Annotated in this window: 25 protein-coding genes, 1 tRNA gene and 1 riboswitch; of the genes, 16 read left to right on the forward strand and 10 right to left on the reverse strand. The window is 65.9% G+C overall.

Annotated elements, in window-relative coordinates; all coding sequences use genetic code 11:
* Nucleotides 1-47 precede the first annotated feature (47 nt).
* Nucleotides 48-121: transfer RNA gene (locus T8S45_RS13785), tRNA-Gly, on the reverse strand.
* A gap of 80 nt (nucleotides 122-201) precedes the next feature.
* Between T8S45_RS13785 and T8S45_RS13790 the strand changes: the two genes are divergently transcribed.
* Both T8S45_RS13790 and T8S45_RS13795 read left to right on the forward strand, forming a co-directional pair.
* A complete protein-coding gene (locus T8S45_RS13790) occupies nucleotides 202-618 on the forward strand; it encodes a secondary thiamine-phosphate synthase enzyme YjbQ (protein WP_322294138.1) in 417 nt (138 codons plus the stop codon).
* Between the two features lie 40 nt (nucleotides 619-658).
* Nucleotides 659-1,210 (forward strand): hypothetical protein, encoded by a 552-nt coding sequence (locus T8S45_RS13795; RefSeq protein WP_322294139.1) that lies wholly within the window; start codon nucleotides 659-661, stop codon nucleotides 1,208-1,210.
* A 12-nt stretch (nucleotides 1,211-1,222) separates the two neighbouring features.
* Here the strand turns inward: T8S45_RS13795 and T8S45_RS13800 are convergent, their stop codons facing one another.
* Both T8S45_RS13800 and T8S45_RS13805 read right to left on the reverse strand, forming a co-directional pair.
* The gene (locus T8S45_RS13800; protein WP_322294140.1) at nucleotides 1,223-1,909 is read right to left on the reverse strand and encodes a DUF6445 family protein; all 687 of its coding nucleotides are present in this window, start codon (nucleotides 1,907-1,909) and stop codon (nucleotides 1,223-1,225) included.
* A gap of 80 nt (nucleotides 1,910-1,989) precedes the next feature.
* Complete coding sequence (locus T8S45_RS13805; protein WP_322294141.1) at nucleotides 1,990-4,926, reverse strand: hypothetical protein; 2,937 nt, start codon at nucleotides 4,924-4,926, stop codon at nucleotides 1,990-1,992.
* A 148-nt stretch (nucleotides 4,927-5,074) separates the two neighbouring features.
* On the opposite strand from T8S45_RS13805, the gene T8S45_RS13810 reads away from it, so the two are divergent.
* The 3 genes from T8S45_RS13810 to T8S45_RS13820 all read left to right on the forward strand — a co-directional run bounded on the left by T8S45_RS13810 (nucleotide 5,075) and on the right by T8S45_RS13820 (nucleotide 8,557).
* Nucleotides 5,075-5,869 (forward strand): helix-turn-helix transcriptional regulator, encoded by a 795-nt coding sequence (locus tag T8S45_RS13810; protein ID WP_322294142.1) that lies wholly within the window; start codon nucleotides 5,075-5,077, stop codon nucleotides 5,867-5,869.
* A 33-nt stretch (nucleotides 5,870-5,902) separates the two neighbouring features.
* Nucleotides 5,903-6,011, forward strand: a riboswitch (TPP riboswitch).
* A gap of 40 nt (nucleotides 6,012-6,051) precedes the next feature.
* Nucleotides 6,052-7,926, forward strand: a complete 1,875-nt coding sequence (gene thiC / locus T8S45_RS13815) for a phosphomethylpyrimidine synthase ThiC (RefSeq protein WP_322294143.1) — start codon at nucleotides 6,052-6,054, stop codon at nucleotides 7,924-7,926.
* 22 nt (nucleotides 7,927-7,948) lie between these two features.
* Nucleotides 7,949-8,557 carry a VTT domain-containing protein gene (locus T8S45_RS13820; protein ID WP_322294144.1) on the forward strand — a complete coding sequence of 203 codons (609 nt, stop codon included), beginning with the start codon at nucleotides 7,949-7,951 and terminating at the stop codon, nucleotides 8,555-8,557.
* Here the strand turns inward: T8S45_RS13820 and T8S45_RS13825 are convergent.
* On the reverse strand, nucleotides 8,554-9,291 hold the full coding sequence (locus tag T8S45_RS13825) for a SpoIIAA family protein (protein WP_188641012.1): 738 nt from the start codon (nucleotides 9,289-9,291) through the stop codon (nucleotides 8,554-8,556). The two genes, T8S45_RS13820 and T8S45_RS13825, sit on opposite strands and share 4 nt — an antisense overlap.
* A 299-nt stretch (nucleotides 9,292-9,590) precedes the next feature.
* On the opposite strand from T8S45_RS13825, the gene T8S45_RS13830 reads away from it, so the two are divergent.
* Nucleotides 9,591-9,995, forward strand: a complete 405-nt coding sequence (locus tag T8S45_RS13830; protein WP_322294145.1) for a DUF6632 domain-containing protein — start codon at nucleotides 9,591-9,593, stop codon at nucleotides 9,993-9,995.
* Between the two features lie 272 nt (nucleotides 9,996-10,267).
* Here the strand turns inward: T8S45_RS13830 and T8S45_RS13835 are convergent, their stop codons facing one another.
* Both T8S45_RS13835 and T8S45_RS13840 read right to left on the reverse strand, forming a co-directional pair.
* A complete protein-coding gene (locus T8S45_RS13835) occupies nucleotides 10,268-10,567 on the reverse strand; it encodes a hypothetical protein (RefSeq protein ID WP_322294146.1) in 300 nt (99 codons plus the stop codon).
* Between the two features lie 81 nt (nucleotides 10,568-10,648).
* Nucleotides 10,649-11,119: a YaiI/YqxD family protein gene (locus tag T8S45_RS13840; RefSeq protein WP_322294147.1), complete on the reverse strand. Its 471-nt coding sequence runs from the start codon at nucleotides 11,117-11,119 to the stop codon at nucleotides 10,649-10,651.
* A 94-nt stretch (nucleotides 11,120-11,213) separates the two neighbouring features.
* On the opposite strand from T8S45_RS13840, the gene T8S45_RS13845 reads away from it, so the two are divergent.
* The 8 genes from T8S45_RS13845 (at nucleotide 11,214) to T8S45_RS13880 (ending at nucleotide 14,634) form a co-directional block, all read left to right on the forward strand.
* Complete coding sequence (locus T8S45_RS13845; RefSeq protein WP_188641016.1) at nucleotides 11,214-11,558, forward strand: HPF/RaiA family ribosome-associated protein; 345 nt, start codon at nucleotides 11,214-11,216, stop codon at nucleotides 11,556-11,558.
* A gap of 64 nt (nucleotides 11,559-11,622) precedes the next feature.
* Nucleotides 11,623-11,823, forward strand: coding sequence for a hypothetical protein (locus T8S45_RS13850; RefSeq protein ID WP_322294148.1), 201 nt, complete (start codon nucleotides 11,623-11,625; stop codon nucleotides 11,821-11,823).
* Between the two features lie 39 nt (nucleotides 11,824-11,862).
* Nucleotides 11,863-12,201 carry a hypothetical protein gene (locus T8S45_RS13855; protein WP_188641018.1) on the forward strand — a complete coding sequence of 113 codons (339 nt, stop codon included), beginning with the start codon at nucleotides 11,863-11,865 and terminating at the stop codon, nucleotides 12,199-12,201.
* Between the two features lie 203 nt (nucleotides 12,202-12,404).
* Complete coding sequence (locus T8S45_RS13860) at nucleotides 12,405-12,617, forward strand: cold-shock protein (RefSeq protein WP_188641019.1); 213 nt, start codon at nucleotides 12,405-12,407, stop codon at nucleotides 12,615-12,617.
* A gap of 65 nt (nucleotides 12,618-12,682) precedes the next feature.
* The gene (locus T8S45_RS13865; protein WP_188641020.1) at nucleotides 12,683-12,889 is read left to right on the forward strand and encodes a hypothetical protein; all 207 of its coding nucleotides are present in this window, start codon (nucleotides 12,683-12,685) and stop codon (nucleotides 12,887-12,889) included.
* 161 nt (nucleotides 12,890-13,050) lie between these two features.
* Nucleotides 13,051-13,476 (forward strand): COG3650 family protein, encoded by a 426-nt coding sequence (locus T8S45_RS13870; protein ID WP_322294149.1) that lies wholly within the window; start codon nucleotides 13,051-13,053, stop codon nucleotides 13,474-13,476.
* On the forward strand, nucleotides 13,473-13,925 hold the full coding sequence (locus tag T8S45_RS13875) for a DUF3429 domain-containing protein (protein WP_322294150.1): 453 nt from the start codon (nucleotides 13,473-13,475) through the stop codon (nucleotides 13,923-13,925). Before T8S45_RS13870 ends, T8S45_RS13875 begins: the two co-directional genes overlap by 4 nt.
* A 127-nt stretch (nucleotides 13,926-14,052) precedes the next feature.
* The gene (locus T8S45_RS13880; protein ID WP_188641021.1) at nucleotides 14,053-14,634 is read left to right on the forward strand and encodes a fasciclin domain-containing protein; all 582 of its coding nucleotides are present in this window, start codon (nucleotides 14,053-14,055) and stop codon (nucleotides 14,632-14,634) included.
* Nucleotides 14,635-14,694: 60 nt separating this feature from the next.
* Here T8S45_RS13880 and T8S45_RS13885 read toward each other — a convergent pair whose 3' ends face one another.
* Nucleotides 14,695-15,036, reverse strand: a complete 342-nt coding sequence (locus T8S45_RS13885) for an Mpo1-like protein (RefSeq protein WP_322294151.1) — start codon at nucleotides 15,034-15,036, stop codon at nucleotides 14,695-14,697.
* Nucleotides 15,036-16,472, reverse strand: coding sequence for a S41 family peptidase (locus tag T8S45_RS13890; protein ID WP_322294152.1), 1,437 nt, complete (start codon nucleotides 16,470-16,472; stop codon nucleotides 15,036-15,038). Before T8S45_RS13890 ends, T8S45_RS13885 begins: the two co-directional genes overlap by 1 nt.
* A 192-nt stretch (nucleotides 16,473-16,664) precedes the next feature.
* Here T8S45_RS13890 and T8S45_RS13895 point away from each other — a divergent pair, with 192 nt between their 5' ends.
* Together T8S45_RS13895 and T8S45_RS13900 are read left to right on the forward strand one after the other, a co-directional pair.
* Complete coding sequence (locus tag T8S45_RS13895) at nucleotides 16,665-17,291, forward strand: YbhB/YbcL family Raf kinase inhibitor-like protein (protein WP_322294153.1); 627 nt, start codon at nucleotides 16,665-16,667, stop codon at nucleotides 17,289-17,291.
* A 100-nt stretch (nucleotides 17,292-17,391) separates the two neighbouring features.
* Complete coding sequence (locus T8S45_RS13900) at nucleotides 17,392-17,643, forward strand: SWIB/MDM2 domain-containing protein (protein ID WP_160615129.1); 252 nt, start codon at nucleotides 17,392-17,394, stop codon at nucleotides 17,641-17,643.
* Between the two features lie 37 nt (nucleotides 17,644-17,680).
* Here T8S45_RS13900 and T8S45_RS13905 read toward each other — a convergent pair whose 3' ends face one another.
* Both T8S45_RS13905 and T8S45_RS13910 read right to left on the reverse strand, forming a co-directional pair.
* Nucleotides 17,681-18,100, reverse strand: a complete 420-nt coding sequence (locus T8S45_RS13905; protein ID WP_322294154.1) for a DoxX family protein — start codon at nucleotides 18,098-18,100, stop codon at nucleotides 17,681-17,683.
* Nucleotides 18,097-18,546, reverse strand: coding sequence for a cupin domain-containing protein (locus T8S45_RS13910; protein WP_322294155.1), 450 nt, complete (start codon nucleotides 18,544-18,546; stop codon nucleotides 18,097-18,099). The genes T8S45_RS13905 and T8S45_RS13910 overlap by 4 nt, the downstream gene beginning before the upstream one ends.
* Nucleotides 18,547-18,554: the final 8 nt, after the last annotated feature.

An 18,554-nucleotide genomic window follows, 5' to 3' on the forward strand; every position in this document is an offset into this window, starting at 1 on the left:
TACAGGCAAACGCCCGGCGATGGAATGGAATGTCGAGCGGGTGGAGATGGAGCGGGTGAAGGGAATCGAACCCTCGTCGTCAGCTTGGGAAGCTGCTGCTCTACCATTGAGCTACACCCGCGAGGCTGCCATCGGGCAGGGCGCGGGCTTTGCCGCGTGTGCGGGCCAGCGTCAATATCCAGCGACCAGGGCGGGAGCATTATGCGACAGGCGAGCGAGACCATCACAATCGAGACCGGCGGCAAGGGGTTTGTCGAATTCACCGACCGGCTGTGCGAATTCGTCGCGGAGAGCGGGATCGACACCGGGCTGCTCACCGCCTTCTGCCGCCACACCTCGGCCTCGTTGCTGATCACCGAAAACGCCGCCGGCGCGGTCAAGCGCGACCTCGCGGCGTGGCTCGAACGCGTCGCGCCGGAGGGCCCTGACTACGAACACGATTGCGAAGGGCCCGACGACATGCCCGCGCATTTGAAACAGGTCCTTACCGGCACGACGCTGTCGATCCCGGTCGCGCGCGGGGCGCCGGCGCTCGGCACCTGGCAGGGCGTGTTTCTCGCCGAACATCGCGCGGCACCGCACCGGCGCGAGATCGCGCTACATTTGTTGGGCGAATAGAGGGCTGACCAAAGGGCGGAAAATTGGTATCGCGCCGCCCATGCAGATCAGATCGCCTTCCTTCCGCCGCGCGATCCTCGCGCTTTTCGCCGCGTTTTTCTTCGCCCTGCCGCAGGCCGCGCAGGCGCAGGTCATGCTGTCGTTCCACAGCTTCAACGGCTCGTATTTCGGCGGCCGCTACCCGCACACCTTCATCGTGCTCGAAGGCTCGCTTGAAACAACCGGCCAGAAGATCAACGAGAATTACGGCTTTTCGGCCAAGAGCATCGGGCCTTCGGTGCTGATGGGTCCGGTCGAGCACGGGATCTTCGAGGAAGAACAGAAATACATCACCTCGACCAACCGCCATTTCACGGTGCAGATCAGCGACGCGATGTATCGCGCGGTGGTGCAGGAGATGAAGGTGTGGCGCGACGCGCCGGGCAAGGGCTACGATCTCGACAATCGCAACTGCATCCACTTCGTCGGCCGCATCGCGCAGATGGTGGGCATCAAGGTCAGCTATCCGTGGGAGCTGCGGCGCAAGCCCAAGGAATGGCTGAACCACGTTTCCAGGCTCAATCCGCGGCTAAACGCCAAGCAGATCCCCTGAATCGGCGGGTGGCTAGGCCCCGCGCAGGAACATGTTGATCGTCAGGCGGCCCTTCTTCGGATCGTCGCTCAGCGCTTGCGGGGCGGGGATAACGCCCGAATGGAGCAGCCTGCCGCGATAGAGTACGAGCCGGTCGGGTCGGGCCTCGACCTCGCCGATGATCTCGAAGCGATCGCTGTCGCCGTAATGGTAGCGTGCGGGCGGCTCGCCGTATTCGCGCCCGTCTTCCTCGAGCGCGGCATTGTAGGCGGGCTCGCGCTCCTCGGTAATCGTTTCGAAGCCGGTCCGCCGGTGGCGGTAGAAAGCGGTGCCGCCGCTTTCGGGGCCGAGCAGGTAATGCATCACCGCGATCACCTCGTCGCTCGCATGGTCGTAATGCGGGATCCGCTGGAGCGGGGCGAGCTCGTCTTCGGCGAGTGTGACCAGCGAGAAGGTCGACACGTCGAGCGCGAGCCGCTGGCGAAAGCCGAAGATACGCTGCATCAGCTGGAACATGAGGTCGCGGCGACGGTCGAGATAGGCCGGTTCGCACCAGGCGCGGATGCCGGGGTAGCTCGCCCCGCCTTCGCGATATTCGGCCGCGCGCCCGGCCGCGAGGAGTTGGTCAGCGATCCCGCTGAAGTCGTCGATCACCACCACCGGTTCGCGCTCGCGCCCGAACTGGTGGACCTTGACCGGGGTCTGTTGCCGCGTCGCCATGCGCAAGGCGTGGCGGGGAGCGGTGCGCAAGTCAAACGGCGAAGCGGAGCGGGCGTCTTCGGTGCCCGCTCCGCGCCCGTTCAGAACCCGAAGGCGAAGCCGACCTGCGCGGTGACCTCGTCGTCGCCGGTGTTGCTGGCGATCCCCGCGCCGATCGCGAAGCTGTCGCTGACGCGGCCGGTGAAGCTTGCGGCATATCCCTGCTCGCCGCCATGGGTGGCGACGTTGCCCGCGATGGTGAAGGCCTTGTCGGGCAGGGCGATCGCGCTCCCGAGCGCGGCGGCGGCGGCGATCCCGCCCATCGCCGAGCGGTCGAGTTGGTCGAGCCGGAAGCCGAGCGCATCGACCCGCCCGCCGAGCGCGGCGACGTCGGAAGACAGCGCCTGGAACTGCGCATCGGTGACCGCGGCGATATAGCCCATGTCGGCGCGCACGGCGGCGACCGAAGCTGCGGTCGCCACCTGCTGCTTGCCGAGCACGCCGTTGGCGTCGACCGTCACGACGTCGACCGGGCCTTCCTGCGCCGCGGTCGAGGCGTCGAGATCGCCGATCACCACCGACGATCCCGCCCCGCCGAGCACGACCTGGTTGGCGGCGGTGGTGACCGCAGCGTAGCCGATGGCGGTCGACTTGGCGTATTCGGCGCGCGCCTGTGTGCCGATCGCGGTCGCATTCTCGTCCCGGGCTTGCGCCTGGTATCCGACCGCGACGGCCTGCGCTGCGACGGTCGAACTCGCATAGCCGAGCGCGGTCGAGAAATTGCCCGAGGCGGCGGAGAACCCGCCGATCGCCGAAGAGCCGACCCCGGTGGCCCTCGATCCGGTGCCGATGGCGGAAGTCTGCACCCCGTCGGCGAAGGCCCCGCGACCCACTGCGGTGGAGCGCAGGCCTGCCGCCTCGGTCGCCGCGCCGAGCGAGGTCGATTCCTCGCCCGATGCCGCCGCGGCCGAGCCGAGCGCCGTGCCCTGCGTCCCACCGGCGCTCGCAGCGCTCGATCCCCCACCGATAGCGACCGAATTGCTGCGCGCGTCGATCGTGTCGATGCGGCTGGCATTGGTCGCGATGGCCGCAGCGTTGGTATCCGCTTTTCCGTCCGCGGTAGCGGCCAGCGCATGAGCATCGTCCGCGCGCGATTGCGCGGTATCCACTGCCGTGCTGGTCGCAAGCCCCGAAGTCGCACTCGCGATCGCGGTGTTCATCTGTCCGACCGTAGCGGCATCGCTGTCGCCCACGCCGTCGGTAATATTGGTGAGCCGCCGCGTAAAACCGTCGCCGGCGCCAGAGCTGCTTTCGGCCTTGCCGAAGGACACTTCGAGGTCGTTGCTCGCGACCGAGTTTCGCCCGATCGCTACCGAATCGACACCTGATGCCTGGGCGGCTTTGCCCAGTGCTGTGGCGCCTGCCGCGAAGGTGAGCGCTTCGGCGCCTACGGCAATCGAATCCTCCGTGTTTGCGCTGGCGGAATAGCCAAGAGAAGTGGCGGAAGGCGAGTTCACCCTGGCACCCATACCCACTGCCGTTCCATTGAAGCCCTGCACGTTGCTGCCACGGCCGAGCGCTACGGCATTGTCGGCGACTGCTTCTGCGCCGAGTCCGATCGCTATGCTCCCGCTTACCGTGCTCGAACTGCCCTTTCCGATCGCGATCGCTGCTTCTGCGGTAGCTTGAGCGTTATTCCCGATCGCAATTGCATCGTTGCCGCCGGCATTCGCCGCGGTGCCCGTCGAGTTCACCGCTACGTAGTCCGAACCACCCGAAGCCGCTGCAATCGCAGCGTTCATCTGCCCCAAGTTCACAGCGTCGGTCTCGCCGGTTCCGGCGGCCACATTGACGAGGCGCCGCGCAATGCCGTCGCCTGCCCCTACGGAACTTTCCGCGCGGCCGAATGAGACGGTAAGCGAGGTGTCCGCCTCAGACGAAGATCCGATCGCGACGGCATTGGCGGCGCTGACAGTTGCTGTATCCCCCAACGCCACCGAGTTGGCGGCCGTTACGTCCGAGGAGGCACCGATGGCGACTGAGGAGGCTCCATTTGCGCGTGCGCCCAAAGAGCTCGTCGAACCATCGTCAGCCGTATTACCTCCCAAGGCGATGGCCCCGTCGCCACTGGCGATGGCGCGCGCCCCTATGGCTATCGCCTTCGTCGATTCCACGTTTGCCAAGGCATTTTGCCCGATCGCGATGGCATAGTTAGAAAGTAAGTCAGCTCGGGCGGATCGACCGATGGCAATTGTCCCAGCCGCGTCCGAGTAAGAATACGATCCAATCGCAAGACTATCGATGGTGTTCGCATCCGCATCGTGACCAATGGCCACTGCACCCTCTCCAAGCACAAACGCGCGGGCTCCAACACTGACTGAATATCTTCCTCGAGCTTTGGCAAAAAATCCGATCGATGTCGCGTCGAAAGCGGCTTCGGTCGAAACCCCGAGAGCCGTGGAGCTCTGTCCTTCGGCAAGCGCGAATGCGCCGACTGCGGTCGCGTTGGTATCCTTTGCTCGCGATCGTGCGCCGATCGCTGTCGCGTTGCTTACGTCGGCATAGGTTCCCGCCGTACGGCCATCGCCGGCCGCGATTGCCATAAAACCGATTGCTACGGTTTTGCGTCCATAAGCAATCGATCGCGCGCCAATCGCCGTCGCGCCATCGGTGATGGGCGTGCCGGGCCCCACGTGTTCCGTCCTATGGGTCAGCGGAGTGATGTCGCCTACGTCATCCACCAGAGCAACCGCGACGGTCCCGCAAGCCGTATTACCGTCATTACTCTCGTCATAGCCTGGGTCCCCAACGGTGACTTCACCGCTCTCCTGGCCTGCTCGCGGTGTCGCAAGACCGCCGCTGCGAGCAGAACCGTCCGTATCCGCACGCTCTCCGTAGTCTCCTCCGACCCCACCGGCGCGGTTGTCGTTGTAGCTGTCGAGTAAGCATTCTTCCGCTTTTGCCGGAGCGGGCGTCACCAGTGCGGCGGTGGCCAGTACGCCGGCCGCGGTAGTGGTGAGCAGTTTGGTGGTGGTCATGCTGCGGTCTCCCTCGAGGCGACTTCGGCGGAGCTTCTCGCCGTCCCTGGCCGTGCTCCGGGCCGCGCTTCGGACGCAATTGTCTGGCAAATTTGACAATTCGCGCCACCTCCAACAAGTTCTAGCTTGACGGGGCGAGGGGACGAGGATGAGCCCGGAACTGTTCGATTTCCTGACCAGGCTGCATGCCGAGCCCGCCTGCGCGAGTCCGATGCCCGATGCCGCTGATCGGGCGGGGTCGCTGTTCTACGACTATCTCCACGCGGTCGGGGTCGAGCACTGCAATTACGGCGGCTTCGAACTGGGCGGCGGCACCCGGCTCGCGCCGGATCAGACGGTCGAGTTCAGTGGCACGCGCCTCTCTGCGACCTTCATCGAGGAATTCACCGAGGAGATGGCCGCGGAGGATTACGTGCTGCTGAAGGCGAACGCGCTCGATGATCGTCGCCCTTTTGCCGCCTTCGATATCGGGCTCGATACGCTCGACGAAGTCGAAGCTTTCAACCCCGCCTCGCGCCAGGTCCAGGTCGAATGCGCGCGCCATGGGATCGGCTACGGCACGGCGATCCTCGGCAATGCGCCGACCTCGCCGGGATCGGACGACCTGCGGTTCTTCGGCTTCGCCTTCGCCAATCGCGACCGCGCGGGCGGCGAGCATGTGCGCGCACGGATTTCGGAATTGCAGATCGCGGCCTTCGCCCTGCTCGACGGGATTGCGCCACGCCTGCATGCGACGGTGGAGGGCTTCGGTTACGACCTGACGGAGCGCGAACGCGATGTCCTGGGGGCGCTAGCCGGCGGTGCGCAGCGCCAGCAAATCGCCTGGCACTTCGATATCACGGTTCACACGGTCGACATGCATCTTTCCAATTTGCGCCGCAAAATGCGCGCCCAGACTCTCGCCGAGGCGGTGGCAAAGGGATACCGTTACGGCATCCTGTGACGCTGGACGCGGGCTCGCTTAACCCCTACACCCGGGCCATCCCCGGGGAGCCAGGCCGGCTGAGAGGGGTGGGATAGTCTCCACCCGACCCGTCGAACCTGAACCGATTAGCATCGGCGGAGGGAGTGGCTGGTCTGGTTGCCAGGAAACCGCTTCCGCTCCGCCTCAAGGAGTAGCAGCGCATGGCCGACATCAACTCGCATATCGAAATCGGCGTCACCACCGGGCCGATCCGCGGCAGCCGCAAGGTGCATGTGGCGGCGAAAAGCGGCAGCGGCGTACGCGTCGCCATGCGCGAGATCGACCTCGAAGGCGGCGAGCCGCCGGTGCGCGTCTACGACACTTCCGGCCCCTACACCGATCCCGACGCCGCGATCGACATCAACAAGGGCCTCCCCCAGCTGCGCCGAGACTGGATCATGGCGCGCGGCGATGTCGAGGAATACGACGCGCGCGAAGTCCGTCCCGAGGATAACGGCCAGCTGGGCCCCGATCGCAGCGGCGGCGTGCCCGGCTATCCCAACGTCGTGAAGCGCCCACTGCGCGCGAAAGCGGGCAAGAACGTCAGCCAGATGCACTATGCGCGGCAGGGCATCATCACGCCCGAGATGGAATATGTCGCCGAGCGCGAAAACCTCGGCCGCGAAATGCTGCGTGATGAAGCCGCGCGGTTCGAGGCGCGCAATGACGGCCAGCCCTGGGGCGCAACGCTGCCCGATTACGTGACGCCCGAATTCGTCCGCGACGAGGTGGCACGGGGCCGCGCGATCATTCCCAACAACATCAACCATCCCGAGACCGAGCCGATGGCGATCGGGCGCAACTTCCTCGTCAAGATCAACGCCAATATCGGCAACTCCGCCGTGGCCTCCGACGTCGCGAACGAAGTCGACAAGATGGTCTGGTCGATCCGCTGGGGCGCGGACACCGTCATGGACCTCTCCACCGGTCGCAACATCCACGACACCCGCGAATGGATCATCCGCAACTCGCCCGTCCCGATTGGCACCGTGCCGATCTATCAGGCGCTGGAAAAGGTCGGCGGGATCGCCGAGGACCTCACGTGGGAGATCTTCCGCGACACGCTGATCGAGCAGGCCGAACAGGGCGTCGACTATTTCACCATCCATGCCGGCGTGCGACTGCCCTACGTCCCGATGACCGCCAAGCGCGTCACCGGCATCGTCAGCCGCGGCGGCTCGATCATGGCGAAATGGTGCCTCGCGCATCACAAGGAGAGCTTCCTCTACGAGCGCTTCGACGAGATCACCGAGATCATGAAGGCCTACGACATCGCCTATTCGCTCGGCGACGGGTTGCGCCCCGGCTCCATCGCCGACGCCAATGACGAAGCCCAGTTCGCCGAGCTCTACACGCTGGGCGAGCTCACCAAGCGCGCCTGGCAGCAGGACGTCCAGGTGATGATCGAAGGCCCCGGCCACGTGCCGATGCACAAGATCAAGGAGAACATGGACAAGCAGCTGGAGGCGTGTGGCGAAGCGCCGTTCTACACGCTTGGCCCCCTCGTCACCGATATCGCGCCGGGATACGACCACATCACCAGCGGCATCGGCGCGGCGCAGATCGGCTGGTACGGCACCGCGATGCTCTGCTACGTCACGCCCAAGGAACACCTCGGCCTGCCCGACCGCGACGACGTGAAGGTGGGCGTGGTGACCTACAAGCTCGCCGCCCACGCCGCCGACCTCGCCAAGGGGCATCCGGCGGCCAAGGTCCGCGACGACGCGCTGAGCAAGGCGCGCTTCGAATTCCGCTGGCGCGACCAGTTCAACCTGTCGCTCGATCCCGACACCGCCGAGCAGTATCACGACCAGACCCTCCCCGCAGAAGGCGCCAAGACCGCCCACTTCTGCTCGATGTGCGGGCCCAAGTTCTGCTCGATGAAGATCACGCAGGAAGTGCGTGAATTCGCCGCCAAGCAGAACTCCGACAGCTATCTCGCCGCCACCGCGCCGAGCGAGAAGGCGGAAGAGGGCATGGAGGAAATGGCCGAGAAATACCGCGAGGGCGGCGACCTCTACATGCCGAGCAAGTAACGGCGCGTCGGGGCTGCTGGCGTTGGACGCGTACCTGCTCTTCTTCGTCGTGGTCCTCGGCGTGAACCTGCTGCCGGCCTTCGGGCCGCCGACCTGGTCGATCATTGCGCTGTTTGCCTTCAGCGGCGAGATCGAACTCCTGCCGCTGGTCGGGCTGGGGGCGCTGGCGGCGGCGACCGGGCGCTTCCTGCTCGGCCATGCGACCCGCGCGCTGGGCAAGCGCTTCCTGTCGGCGCGGTTGCGCGCGAACCTCGACGCGGCGCGTCAGGCGCTCGAGCGGCGCCGCCGCAGCGGGATCCTCGCGCTCGGGCTGTTCGCGCTCTCGCCGGTGCCGTCGGCGCAATTGTTCGAGGCCGCGGGGCTCGCGCGGCTGCCGCTCCTGCCGTTCACCGTGGCCTTTTTCGCCGGGCGGATCGTGTCCTATTCGATCTACGGCCTGACTGCGCGCGAGCTCGGCTCGACCGACATGGGCGAGGTGCTGCGCGAGGAGCTGACCAGCCCGCTCGGCATCGCGCTGCAGGTGGCGATGCTCGTCGCGCTGGTGCTGCTCGCGCGGATCGACTGGCGCAAGCGGCTGGGGCTCGGCCCGGAAGATGCGGAGGGTAAAGCGAAGGAAGGCGGCGCGCCCTAGCGCTTGATCCAGCTCTTCGCCTCGTCGAGCTCGGCCACCGGGAACAGCCGGAACTCGTACGGCATCAGCGGGGCGAACAGGCGCGCCGCGCGTGCCATCCATTCGACGTCGGTCACCAGCGCCACGCGGCGGAAATCGGTTAGGTGGCCGAAGTCGAACTTGGTATCCTCCCACGCGGCGTCGCCGGTATAGGTCGCATAGTCGTCGTCGAGCACCACCAGGCATTTCAGCTTGTCGTGCTCCTTGAGCTTCTCCTCCACCATCGGCTTGAGCGTCTCGCGATAGTCCTCGCCGGTGATGATCCCCACCGCGCGCACCGCCACGACATCGCGCGGCAGGCCCTCGATCGGCTCGAACCGGCCCGGATCGTCGGCTTCGGCGCGGGCCCAGGCCTTGGCGTCCTCGAGCTTGGCGGAGGGGAAGCGGCGGACCTTGGCCGAGACGAAGAAATTGGCGATCTCGGGTGCGATCGAGAGCAGCGGGGAATCGCCCACCACCGCGACCTTCCTCACCACCTTCTGGTGAACCCTGACGAAATTGAAATGGCTCGAAAGGGCGCCGAGGCTGTCCCAGTGCGGCAGCTTGTCGAGCACGATGACGAGGTTGGGCACTGCATCGGTCTCGTTGATCCGCGTGTCGATCGCCGCGGCGAGCCCGGCGAAATCCTCCTTCGACAGCGCGCCCTCGGGACGCAGGATCACGAACCCTTCATGCGTCTGGTCGATATCAATCATGGACTGGCTCCTTCCGCTGCGGTGCCCCGTTATCCGCGCCCGGAGCCGCCCTGTCATTGCGCTGGATCAAATAGGACCGCCATTGCCCGACCGGTCACAGTTTCCACCGCGCAGTCGAACCCACCGACGGCACAAGCCGGGAGATCACCGTGTGGGACGAAACGGCGGGCGGGATGGAGCTGACCGAGTGCAGGCAGGTGGGTGCTGGGGAATGAGGGCGTGCGATTTGGATTGACCGCGCCGGTGAAAGGGCAGACACCCCTGCACGGGCCGCGCCTCCAAGAGAGAGGACGCATGCCATGTCCGCTACCCGCCTGCTGCAAATCCTGCTCGTCGCCTTCGGAACCGTGTTCTGCCTTATCTGGCCCTTGTCGATCGTGTGGCCTGCGGGCTGGACCTGGCACGAGGGGCCCGCCACGGCCTCGCATTATTACGTGATGATCCTCGGCGTCTATGCGACGCTGGGCGTGTTCCTGATCGCCGCCGCGCGCGCTCCGCTCGCCCATGCCTCGCTGATCTGGTTCACGGCGATCTCCAGCGCGGTCCACGCGGTGATCATGGCGTTCCAGGCAATGGGCGATCCGATGCAACGCGGCCACCTGCTGGGCGATGTTCCCGCGCTGCTGCTGGTCACGCTGGCCTTCGCCGTGCTGTTGCCGAGAGCCCAGCGCGAGGACCGGGCGGCGAGCGCCTCGCCCGCGTGATCTAGGCGCCGGTGCAGAGGTCGTCGGCGGCCACGCTTTCTGCCTCGAGATCGAACTCACCGACGGCACGCGCGGGGACGTGACCGTCTGGGACAACCCGGCGGAGGGGATGGAACTGACCGACCGCCGCGAGATCGAGTGAGGGGAGGGGGCAGGCCTACCGAGGAAACGCAAAAGGGAGGGGGCCGGCGATGATCTCGTGAAAGCCGATGCTTGCCTCGCGCAGTGTTTCTTTCTTCAACACATAGCGCGTGAAACCTAGGAGTGTTGAGCTAGCCGAAGTCCCCTTTCTGGGCGCGATCCAAACGCCATTCGGCAGCATCAACTATGGATTGTTTGAACAAGCTTCGGTGCTTGGAAACGATTGCCTCGAAACTGACATCCAGTTTTTGTGCTTGAGCGAGGGTTTTCAGACCCTTTTGAATCTTACTGTCAGCCATCAGTCTGCTCAATGCTTCGACTGGTCCATGTGACTCAATCATTCGGTGCGTATAAGTGGCGTATCCCCCGATCAGCCGCTCGTACTCGTTAATAGCTATCGCGATGTCGCGGCGTAATGCTGAGTCGTCCATATTATTCTCCGGACCAAAACAGGCAGCTTTACAAACCCGATACCTAAATCACATGAGGGTTTTGAAGACACAATACCAATTCTATGGCCCCATCCCCACCAGCACCCGGTCCAGCGCCTGCAGGAAATTCGACCGATCCGCCTTGCTGAACGGCGCCGGGCCGCCGCCCATGCCGTCCATCCCCGCGCGGAGGTCTTCCATGATCGCGCGGGTGGCGATGGCGCTGCCGATGCTGGCGGCGTCGAATTCGTTTCCGTCGTGTTTGAGCACGCGCGCGCCCGCCTTGAGGCAGCGTTCGGCCAGCAGGATGTCGGCGGTGATCACCACGCTGCGGGCGTCCGCGTGCTCCGCGATCCAGTCGTCCGCCGCATCGAAGCCGTCGCTCACCACCACGCGCCTCACCCGCTCGCTCACCGGCACGCGGAAGGGGCTGTTGCTGACAACGCGGACCTGCGCGCCGTAGCGCTCGGCGACGCGGTAGATCTCTTCCTTCACCGGGCAGGCATCGGCATCGACCAGGATGGTTGGGGTGGTGGTCTCGGGGGCGCTCATGGTCCCTCGTCTAGGCGTGCGCGAATCCGCTGCAAAGGGGAGCCGAACCCCGTCTCGACCGTTGATGGGGTAAAGCACAAGAGGAGGTCCCCATATGCAGGTGCAGTTCAATTCCGACAGTTCGGTCATGGGCACGGAAAACGTCGCCGAGCGGATCGAGGCGGCGGTTCGCGAGAAACTCGCGCGCTTTGCCGAGCGGCTGACGCGGATCGAGATCCATGTCCGCGACGAGAACGGGGCCAAGGGCGGCGCCGACGACAAGGCCTGCACGATCGAGGCGCGGCCCGCGGGCGGTCGCGCGATCGGGGTCACCGAGCACGCCGCCAAGGTCGACGATGCCGCGCGCAAGGCGGCGGCGACGCTGGCCCAGCGGCTCGACCGGCATTTCGGGAAGAGCGACCGCAACAACCACGCGCCCCGCCCTGACAAGGTGCTGTAGGGCGGCGCAACTATTTCGGAACGCGCGCGAATCCCCGCCCGTTGCCTCCCCAAAGGAGGAATTCATGGCACGCAACACAGGCGACGATCACCGCATCGGCTCGGTCGAGGACCGGACCCAGGTGAAGAATCCCGCGACCGGCAAATGGACCAAGCGCAACCGCGAGGAAGGCTCGACCGAGGCCGGGCAGTTCATGGACGCCAAGGCCGACGACGAACCGTTCAAGGGCGTCGCCAAGGAGCCCGACGCGCGGCGCACCGAGTGATGCCGGCCAACCGACCCTGCCGACAGCGGAGATAGCATCATGTCCGACGACCAGCCCTCACGCGTGCTCGACGACCGGCGCGAGCGACGGCGCCTGCCGCTGGTCGGGCTGGTGCTGACCGCGCTCTACCTCGTCGGGCTGGTGATCTATCTTGCCGTGCAGGGACAGAATCCCGCCGAGCTGAGGCTCAACGAGCTGGGCGATTTCCTAGGCGGGGTGTCGAGCCCGCTGGCCTTCCTGTGGCTGGTGCTCGGCTTCTTCCAGCAGAGCCGCGAGATCCGCCTGTCGTCGCAGGCGCTCCACCTGCAGGCTGCCGAAATGAAGCGCTCGGTCGACGAACACCGCAAGTTGGCGGAGGGTGGTCGAAGCAATGATTAGGTGTTTGGGGCGAACCGTGCTAAATGGCCCTTGCTGACGTCGAAATTTGCGACGGATGTCGAGATTTGATTACCGCCGCTTGCCCGTTTCTTCGGGCCCCGGCGTAAACCAGGCGACGATTTCCTTTCTTCGGACGATTTGAAGCACGACCCGTTGGGCATCCCGCCCTCCGGGCACACAAGCGTTCTCGAAAGGAACCCATTATGTCGAAGACCGGCACCGTAAAATTCTTCAACCAGGACAAGGGCTACGGCTTCATCCAGCCCGACGACGGCTCGGCCGACAGCTTCGTGCACATCACCGCCGTGCAGGCGGCGGGCATGACGTCGCTCGATAAGGAGCAGCGCCTCAACTACGACGTCGAGCAGGGCCGCAACGGCAAGGAAAGCGCCGTGAACCTCTCGGCCGCCGACTGACGAATTTCTAGTCCCCTCTCGCTCCGGCGGGAGGGGATTTTTCCTTGCCGAACCACGGAGAGCTCATGGCGCAGACCTACGAATTCTATGCCGAACGCGCGGCCGCCGCCGAGGCCGCCGCCGACAATGCCACGCTCGACAATGTCCGCGAGCGCGAGATGCGTTCCGCCAAGACCTGGACCGCGCTCGCCGACCAGGCGCGCCGCGTCACGCTCCAGCGCGAGAAGACCGAGCGCGAGAAGGCCGAGGCCCGCGCGGCCGAACAGGGCTGACCGCTCCCGAAGCCGCGCCCTCGCGGCTTTCCTACCGCGGCGATCTGGGGCACTATGCCCGCATGACCCAACCAACCGCGACAGACCGCCCGAACCGCACGCTTCCGACGGGTGCGGCACGCCGCCGTTTTTTCTTCCCTGAACAGTGTAACACCCGGTCCATGGCCCGCCTTTGCGTGGGGATGGCAGGGCTCGCGCTCGCCGCCTGCGCGCCCGACAGCGCCACCGACGGCGATCGCGCCGCGCCGACCTTCGACGGGATCGCGGCCGACGAGACCGTGAACTTCACCGGCACCGAGCCGTTCTGGGGCGGCGAGGTGCGCGGCGACACGCTGACCTATTCGACCCCCGAGGACATCGAAGGCACGCAGATCGCGGTGTCGCGCTTCGCCGGGCTCGGCGGAGTGTCGTGGAGCGGCGAGCTCGACGGGCAGCCGTTCGACCTCTCGCTGACCGAAGGCGAATGCTCGGACGGGATGAGCGACCGGACCTATCCCTTCGTCGCCACGCTGTCGGTGCGCGGCGAGACGCGGCGCGGCTGCGCGTGGAGCGAGGCGCGTCCGTTCGAGGGGCCGGCAAACCCGTGATCGGGCCGGTCCCCGCCTGGCCGCGCTGGCTCGGGCTGGCGGGCCTCCTGCCGCAACTCGCCTGCCTCGCCGCGTTGTGGTTCGGCCCCGACGGCTGGCGCTGGACCGCACAGGCGCTCGCCTGGGCCTATGCCGCGCTGATCTTCAGCTTCCTCGGCGGATTGTGGTGGGGCATCGCCGCCTCGCGCATGCACGAGGGCGAGCGGGTGCCGGGCTGGCTGTGGGGTGCGAGCGTGGTCCCGAGCCTGATCGCCTTCGCCAGCTTCGTGCCATGGGTGATCGGCGCGCCGTGGCCCGATCCCTCGCTGCTGGTGCTCGGGGTCGCGATCGTGGGGAGCCTCTGGGTCGACCGCCGGATCGCGCCGAGTGCGCCGCACTGGTGGATGCGGCTGCGCGTCCCGCTTTCGCTCGGCCTGGGACTGTCGAGCGTGCTGATTGCCTTGGCCTGACAGCGTGATTGGCTGAGCCGATCAGCGCGGAACGCTGGTGTCGCGCGTTCGTTGTTAGCCCGAACCGCAGAGGCCCGGTCGAACCGGCCCGAAGCGGGGCGACCCTCCCAAGACAGAAGGACCCAAGATGAAACCGATTACCCTTACGCTTGCCGCCGCTTCTGCCCTCGCGCTCGCCGCCTGCGCCGAAGCGCCCGACGAAGCCGAAACCGACATGGCTGCCGAAGAAGCGGCGCCGGTCGAGGATACGGCGATGACCGAAGGCACGATCGTCGAGGTCGCGCAGGGCAATGAGGATTTCTCGACCCTCGTCAGCGCGGTGACCAGCGCCGAACTGGCCGAAACGCTGTCGGGCCCCGGGCCCTACACCGTGTTCGCTCCGACCAACGCCGCCTTCGCTAAGGTGCCGCAGGCCGCGCGTGATCAGCTGATGAGCGAAGCCGGCAAGGAAGATCTCGCGGGCATTCTCACCTACCATGTCGTGCCGGGCGAGACGAACGCCGCCACGCTGACCTCCGCGATCGAGAATGCAGGCGAGGCCGGCTACACGCTGACGACCGTGAACGGCGCCACGCTGACCGCGACGGTGCAGGACGGCAATGTCGTGCTGACCGATGCCGCGGGCAATACCGCCATGGTGACAGCAACCGACGTCGCCGCCTCGAACGGCGTGATCCACGTCATCGATACGGTGCTGATGCCCGAGTAACGGCAAGCGATCCCCAATCGGAAAGGGCGGCGCCTCGGCGCCGCCTTTTTCATGTGGGGCTCAATCGCTATTGATGCCCGCGCGTTCGAGCTCCGGACCGAGCCTTCCGGTCAGCCAAAGCCACCACATCCTGAAATCGGCGGCGAGGCTCCACAGCGGATAGGTGAATGTGGCCGGCCGGTTCCGCTCCACGCGGAAATGCGCGATCCAGGCGAAGAAGTACCCTGCCAGCGGCATGGCGATCAGCCACCCCCAGCGCCCGGTGGCAAGCGCGAAGACTGCAATCGCCACCACCAGCGTGGTCCCGACATAATGCAACGCGCGCGTCGCCGGCTTGCTGTGTTCGCGCAGGTAGAATGGCCAGAACGACGCGAAGTCCGAATAGGCGCGCTCCCCGGACATCAATAGAGCCCCGGAATTTCCCATTGCGCGCCGCTCCGCTTGCCGGGCTGCGGCTGCAGGAACACCCTGTTGTCGGCGCTCAACACGCTCTGGCCTTGGGCTTGCGTGGTGATTGGCGTGCACGAACGTCCGCCGAGGAAATCGAGCGCGGCCTTGATCGAGGCCTCGTTCGGATTGCCGAACGGCGTGAAGATGTCATCGCCCGCGCGACAGGTATTCGGCATCACGCTGGCGAGGCCGGTGAAGTATTCGCCCTGGCCGTTGCGGTTCTCAAGCTTCAGCGAGACGACCCGCAGGCGATCGTCGCAGGCGGTGATGTCGAACGCTTCCTGGCCGACCGGCTTGCCGAAGCTGTTCGACCCGACCAGCGCGAGTCCGTTGCCGAGCACGGGGATCATGTTATTGGGCACGAATTCGGAGGCCGAAGCCGTACCGCCGGTGCTGATGAACGCGATCTTGGTCGCGTTGATCGCCTGCGGTTGCGAGGAGAAGTTGATGTTCTCGTTCTCGCTCGCGCGCGACGGGCGGAAGCTTATCCGACTCATCAGGCTGCCGGCCTGGCTGCGCGCCAGCAGGTCGGTCAGCAGCACGCCCATCGAAACGAGGCCGCCGCCATTGTAGCGCAGGTCGACGATCACCTCGGTTACGCCCTGATCGCGGAATTTCTGGAACGCGTCGCGGATGTTGGGTTCGACCGTTTCCGAACCGAAGGTCCGGAGATTGAGGTAGCCGACTTTCTTGCCGCCATCGTCGAGGACGAGCGCGCCGTAACGGTCGGAAACCGGGTCGAGGTTGTAATTGGCCTTGGCCACCGTAGCGGTGATTTCCGCGCCGCCGAGCGGACGGAACCGCAGGGTCCGCGAGGTGCCGGGCGTGGACGGGCCGAGCGCGTCGCTGACCGCCTGCGCGCCGCCGCTGGCAAACAGGGCGGCGACGGTGGTGCCGTTGATCGCGAGCAATTCGGTCCCGCGGTCGAAGCCCGCCGCGAAGGCGGGGGCGTTCTCGAACGCCTCGGCGATGAACACGCGGGCATTGGACGTATCGTAGACAAGGCGAATGCCGAAGCCTGCGGTGGCCCCGGATTCGATCCGCGCATTTTCTTCCGCGATCGAGGTGACGTAGCTGAAGTAACGATCCTTGTCCTGTGCGCGGGCAGGCGCGACCAGCGCGTCGATATAGGGCTGGATCGCGTTGAATTGCGACCGATTGACCGAGGTGTCGAGCAGGTTGGGGAACAGGTAGTTCGTATTGAACACGTTGAAGGTCGTCGCGAGGCGGTTCTGGATCGAACAGGTCGCCACGGTGGGGGTCGGCGTGGGGGTCGCCCCGGTCGGGGGAGGCTCGTCGCCACCGCACGCGGCGACCAGTGCGGCGCAGGCGGTGGTAAAGGCGAAGCGGCTGGTGCGCGTGCAGGCGCGGAGCTTGGCAAGAGCCATGATGTGCGATCCCCTAGATAACTTCCCGTCAGGATGCGGGAGCTAGCGACCCGAAGCAATATGGAAAATGAACGGGATCGTCCCCACGTCGTTGCGCATTGATGGGAAAACCGGGCGTTGCAGGCTATCCACCCTCGACCGGGGGAGGCTCATCCAGCTACGCCCCCTGCAGATAACACGAAGAGGATCACGATGACCGATTGCCCCGCTTGGCTGGCGGAAAAGCTGCCCGAAGCGAAGCCGCACCACGCGCAGCTCGCTGTCGCGCAATATGCCGATGCCGAAACGCTCGACGTGGACGGTTTCACGCTGACATCGGCCGCTTTCCAGAATGGCGGTGCGCTCGATCCGTGCTTCACGGCCGACGAGGAAGACGCTGTCGCCCCACCGCTCGAATGGACCACGCCGCCTGCGGGAACCGAAGAACTCGTGCTCGTCGTTCAGGATCCGGCGGGGCGTAACGACCAGCCGCATCTGCACTGGCTTGCTTGGGGCTTCGCGCCGCAGCAGGGTAAGCTGCTCGAGGGCGAAAGCGCACCATTCGCCGGCAAGAATGCCGCGGGCAATTCCGAATGGCTCCTGCCCAAGCTCGATATCGGCGATCCGGCGCATGATTACGTGTTCCAGCTGTTCGCAATCGATCGTCCGCTCGGGCTGATGCCCGGCGCGGGCGCGGACGAAGTCTTCTCCGTGCTCGATGGCAACGTGCTCGGCGCAGCGGTGCTGACCGCGAAATACGAGCCCGAGGATCTCGACGATCTGCTCGGCGATGACGCGGCCGCAGCCGGCGATGATCTCGATTGGGACGCCGAGGCGTAACCCCCCTTGCGAGGAAACTGGGGGGAAAACGCCCCCCTGCCTCGACCGCGACTTGCCACAGGCGTATCGCAAAGTCGCCAAATTATAGGGAGACTACACAATGGCCGCCAAGAACAACGCACTCGCCAAGCCGGTGAACCTTTCGCCGCAGCTCGAAGAGGTGGTCGGCAAGGGGCCGATGCCGCGTAGCCAGGTGACTTCGAAGGTGTGGGAATACATCAAGAAGCACGACCTGCAGGCGTCCGACGACAAGCGCATGATCGAGCCCGACGCCAAGCTGGGCGGCGTGATCGGCACCGAGAAGATCTCGATGTTCAAGATGACCGCCGCGGTGTCGAAGCACCTCAGCTAAGTCGTCAAGGCAATCAAATGACTGGGCGGGTGCGGCCTCAGCGGCTGCGCTCGCCCTTTTTCTTGGGTGCGAACGGCCAATCCACCGCCTTCGAGACCCACAGCGCCAGCCAGACCAGCAGCGGTTGCGCGAACATGCGCGGGACGTGGTAGCCGAGCCCCCAGCCACCGTCCGGACGCGCCATGTCCATCTCGAAATGGTTGATATTTGCAGGAAACACACAGGCGGCATAGAGCGCGAGTCCCCAGCCGCCGGCACGGCGCAGGCGGCCGGACCATGGCTGGAGCAACGCGATCGCGCCCGCCAGCTCGGCCACTCCGGTGAGGGCGATGACGGCGTCCGGCAACGGGACCCAGCCCGGCGTGATGGCAAGGAATGGGGCCGGATCGACGAGATGGCGAAAGCCGGCAAAGGCATAGAAGGCAGCGAGAAGCCAGCGCAGGCCCGTGCGGATCACGCTGCACTCTCGCCGGGCGCCCAGCCGGGCGGCGCAAGCTCGAAACCGTCGAACTCGAAGCCCGGCGCGACCACGCAGCTGACGAGGACATAGCCATGCGCCCCGTCCGCCGCGGTTCGCGCCGCCTGCCAGTGTCCGGAAGGAATGACGTGCTGGACCTGATCGCCGGCGAGAATGTCCGGACCGAGACGGTGTTGTGTCGTCGGCCCCGAATCGGTCGTCGCGACTGACAGTTCGAGCGGATCGCCCGCATGCCAGAGCCAGATCTCAGTCGCATCCACCCGGTGCCAATGCGATGCCTGGCCCGCCTCGAGCAGGAAATGGATCGCGGTGGACCCTGCGCGGGCGCCATGGTCTGCCGGTGCCCGCCAGGTTTCGCGATACCAACCGCCTTCGGGGTGCGGCTGCAGCGACAGCCGTTCGATCAGGTCCCCTGCATTCGCCATGCTGGGGG

It is taken from the genome of Pseudoblastomonas marina (assembly GCF_034374265.1).
GTDB lineage: Bacteria > Pseudomonadota > Alphaproteobacteria > Sphingomonadales > Sphingomonadaceae > Alteriqipengyuania_A > Alteriqipengyuania_A marina.

Excerpts from the sequence above, each read along its gene's own strand:
- T8S45_RS13790 (WP_322294138.1), top strand. The coding sequence starts at position 202 with ATGCGACAGGCGAGCGAGACCATCACAATCGAGACCGGCGGCAAGGGG.
- T8S45_RS13795 (WP_322294139.1), top strand. The coding sequence starts at position 659 with ATGCAGATCAGATCGCCTTCCTTCCGCCGCGCGATCCTCGCGCTTTTC.
- T8S45_RS13800 (WP_322294140.1), bottom strand. The coding sequence starts at position 1,909 with ATGGCGACGCGGCAACAGACCCCGGTCAAGGTCCACCAGTTCGGGCGC.
- T8S45_RS13805 (WP_322294141.1), bottom strand. The coding sequence starts at position 4,926 with ATGACCACCACCAAACTGCTCACCACTACCGCGGCCGGCGTACTGGCC.
- T8S45_RS13810 (WP_322294142.1), top strand. The coding sequence starts at position 5,075 with ATGAGCCCGGAACTGTTCGATTTCCTGACCAGGCTGCATGCCGAGCCC.
- thiC (WP_322294143.1), top strand. The coding sequence starts at position 6,052 with ATGGCCGACATCAACTCGCATATCGAAATCGGCGTCACCACCGGGCCG.
- T8S45_RS13825 (WP_188641012.1), bottom strand. The coding sequence starts at position 9,291 with ATGATTGATATCGACCAGACGCATGAAGGGTTCGTGATCCTGCGTCCC.
- T8S45_RS13830 (WP_322294145.1), top strand. The coding sequence starts at position 9,591 with ATGTCCGCTACCCGCCTGCTGCAAATCCTGCTCGTCGCCTTCGGAACC.
- T8S45_RS13835 (WP_322294146.1), bottom strand. The coding sequence starts at position 10,567 with ATGGACGACTCAGCATTACGCCGCGACATCGCGATAGCTATTAACGAG.
- T8S45_RS13840 (WP_322294147.1), bottom strand. The coding sequence starts at position 11,119 with ATGAGCGCCCCCGAGACCACCACCCCAACCATCCTGGTCGATGCCGAT.
- T8S45_RS13845 (WP_188641016.1), top strand. The coding sequence starts at position 11,214 with ATGCAGGTGCAGTTCAATTCCGACAGTTCGGTCATGGGCACGGAAAAC.
- T8S45_RS13850 (WP_322294148.1), top strand. The coding sequence starts at position 11,623 with ATGGCACGCAACACAGGCGACGATCACCGCATCGGCTCGGTCGAGGAC.
- T8S45_RS13855 (WP_188641018.1), top strand. The coding sequence starts at position 11,863 with ATGTCCGACGACCAGCCCTCACGCGTGCTCGACGACCGGCGCGAGCGA.
- T8S45_RS13860 (WP_188641019.1), top strand. The coding sequence starts at position 12,405 with ATGTCGAAGACCGGCACCGTAAAATTCTTCAACCAGGACAAGGGCTAC.
- T8S45_RS13865 (WP_188641020.1), top strand. The coding sequence starts at position 12,683 with ATGGCGCAGACCTACGAATTCTATGCCGAACGCGCGGCCGCCGCCGAG.
- T8S45_RS13870 (WP_322294149.1), top strand. The coding sequence starts at position 13,051 with ATGGCCCGCCTTTGCGTGGGGATGGCAGGGCTCGCGCTCGCCGCCTGC.
- T8S45_RS13880 (WP_188641021.1), top strand. The coding sequence starts at position 14,053 with ATGAAACCGATTACCCTTACGCTTGCCGCCGCTTCTGCCCTCGCGCTC.
- T8S45_RS13885 (WP_322294151.1), bottom strand. The coding sequence starts at position 15,036 with ATGTCCGGGGAGCGCGCCTATTCGGACTTCGCGTCGTTCTGGCCATTC.
- T8S45_RS13890 (WP_322294152.1), bottom strand. The coding sequence starts at position 16,472 with ATGGCTCTTGCCAAGCTCCGCGCCTGCACGCGCACCAGCCGCTTCGCC.
- T8S45_RS13895 (WP_322294153.1), top strand. The coding sequence starts at position 16,665 with ATGACCGATTGCCCCGCTTGGCTGGCGGAAAAGCTGCCCGAAGCGAAG.
- T8S45_RS13900 (WP_160615129.1), top strand. The coding sequence starts at position 17,392 with ATGGCCGCCAAGAACAACGCACTCGCCAAGCCGGTGAACCTTTCGCCG.
- T8S45_RS13910 (WP_322294155.1), bottom strand. The coding sequence starts at position 18,546 with ATGGCGAATGCAGGGGACCTGATCGAACGGCTGTCGCTGCAGCCGCAC.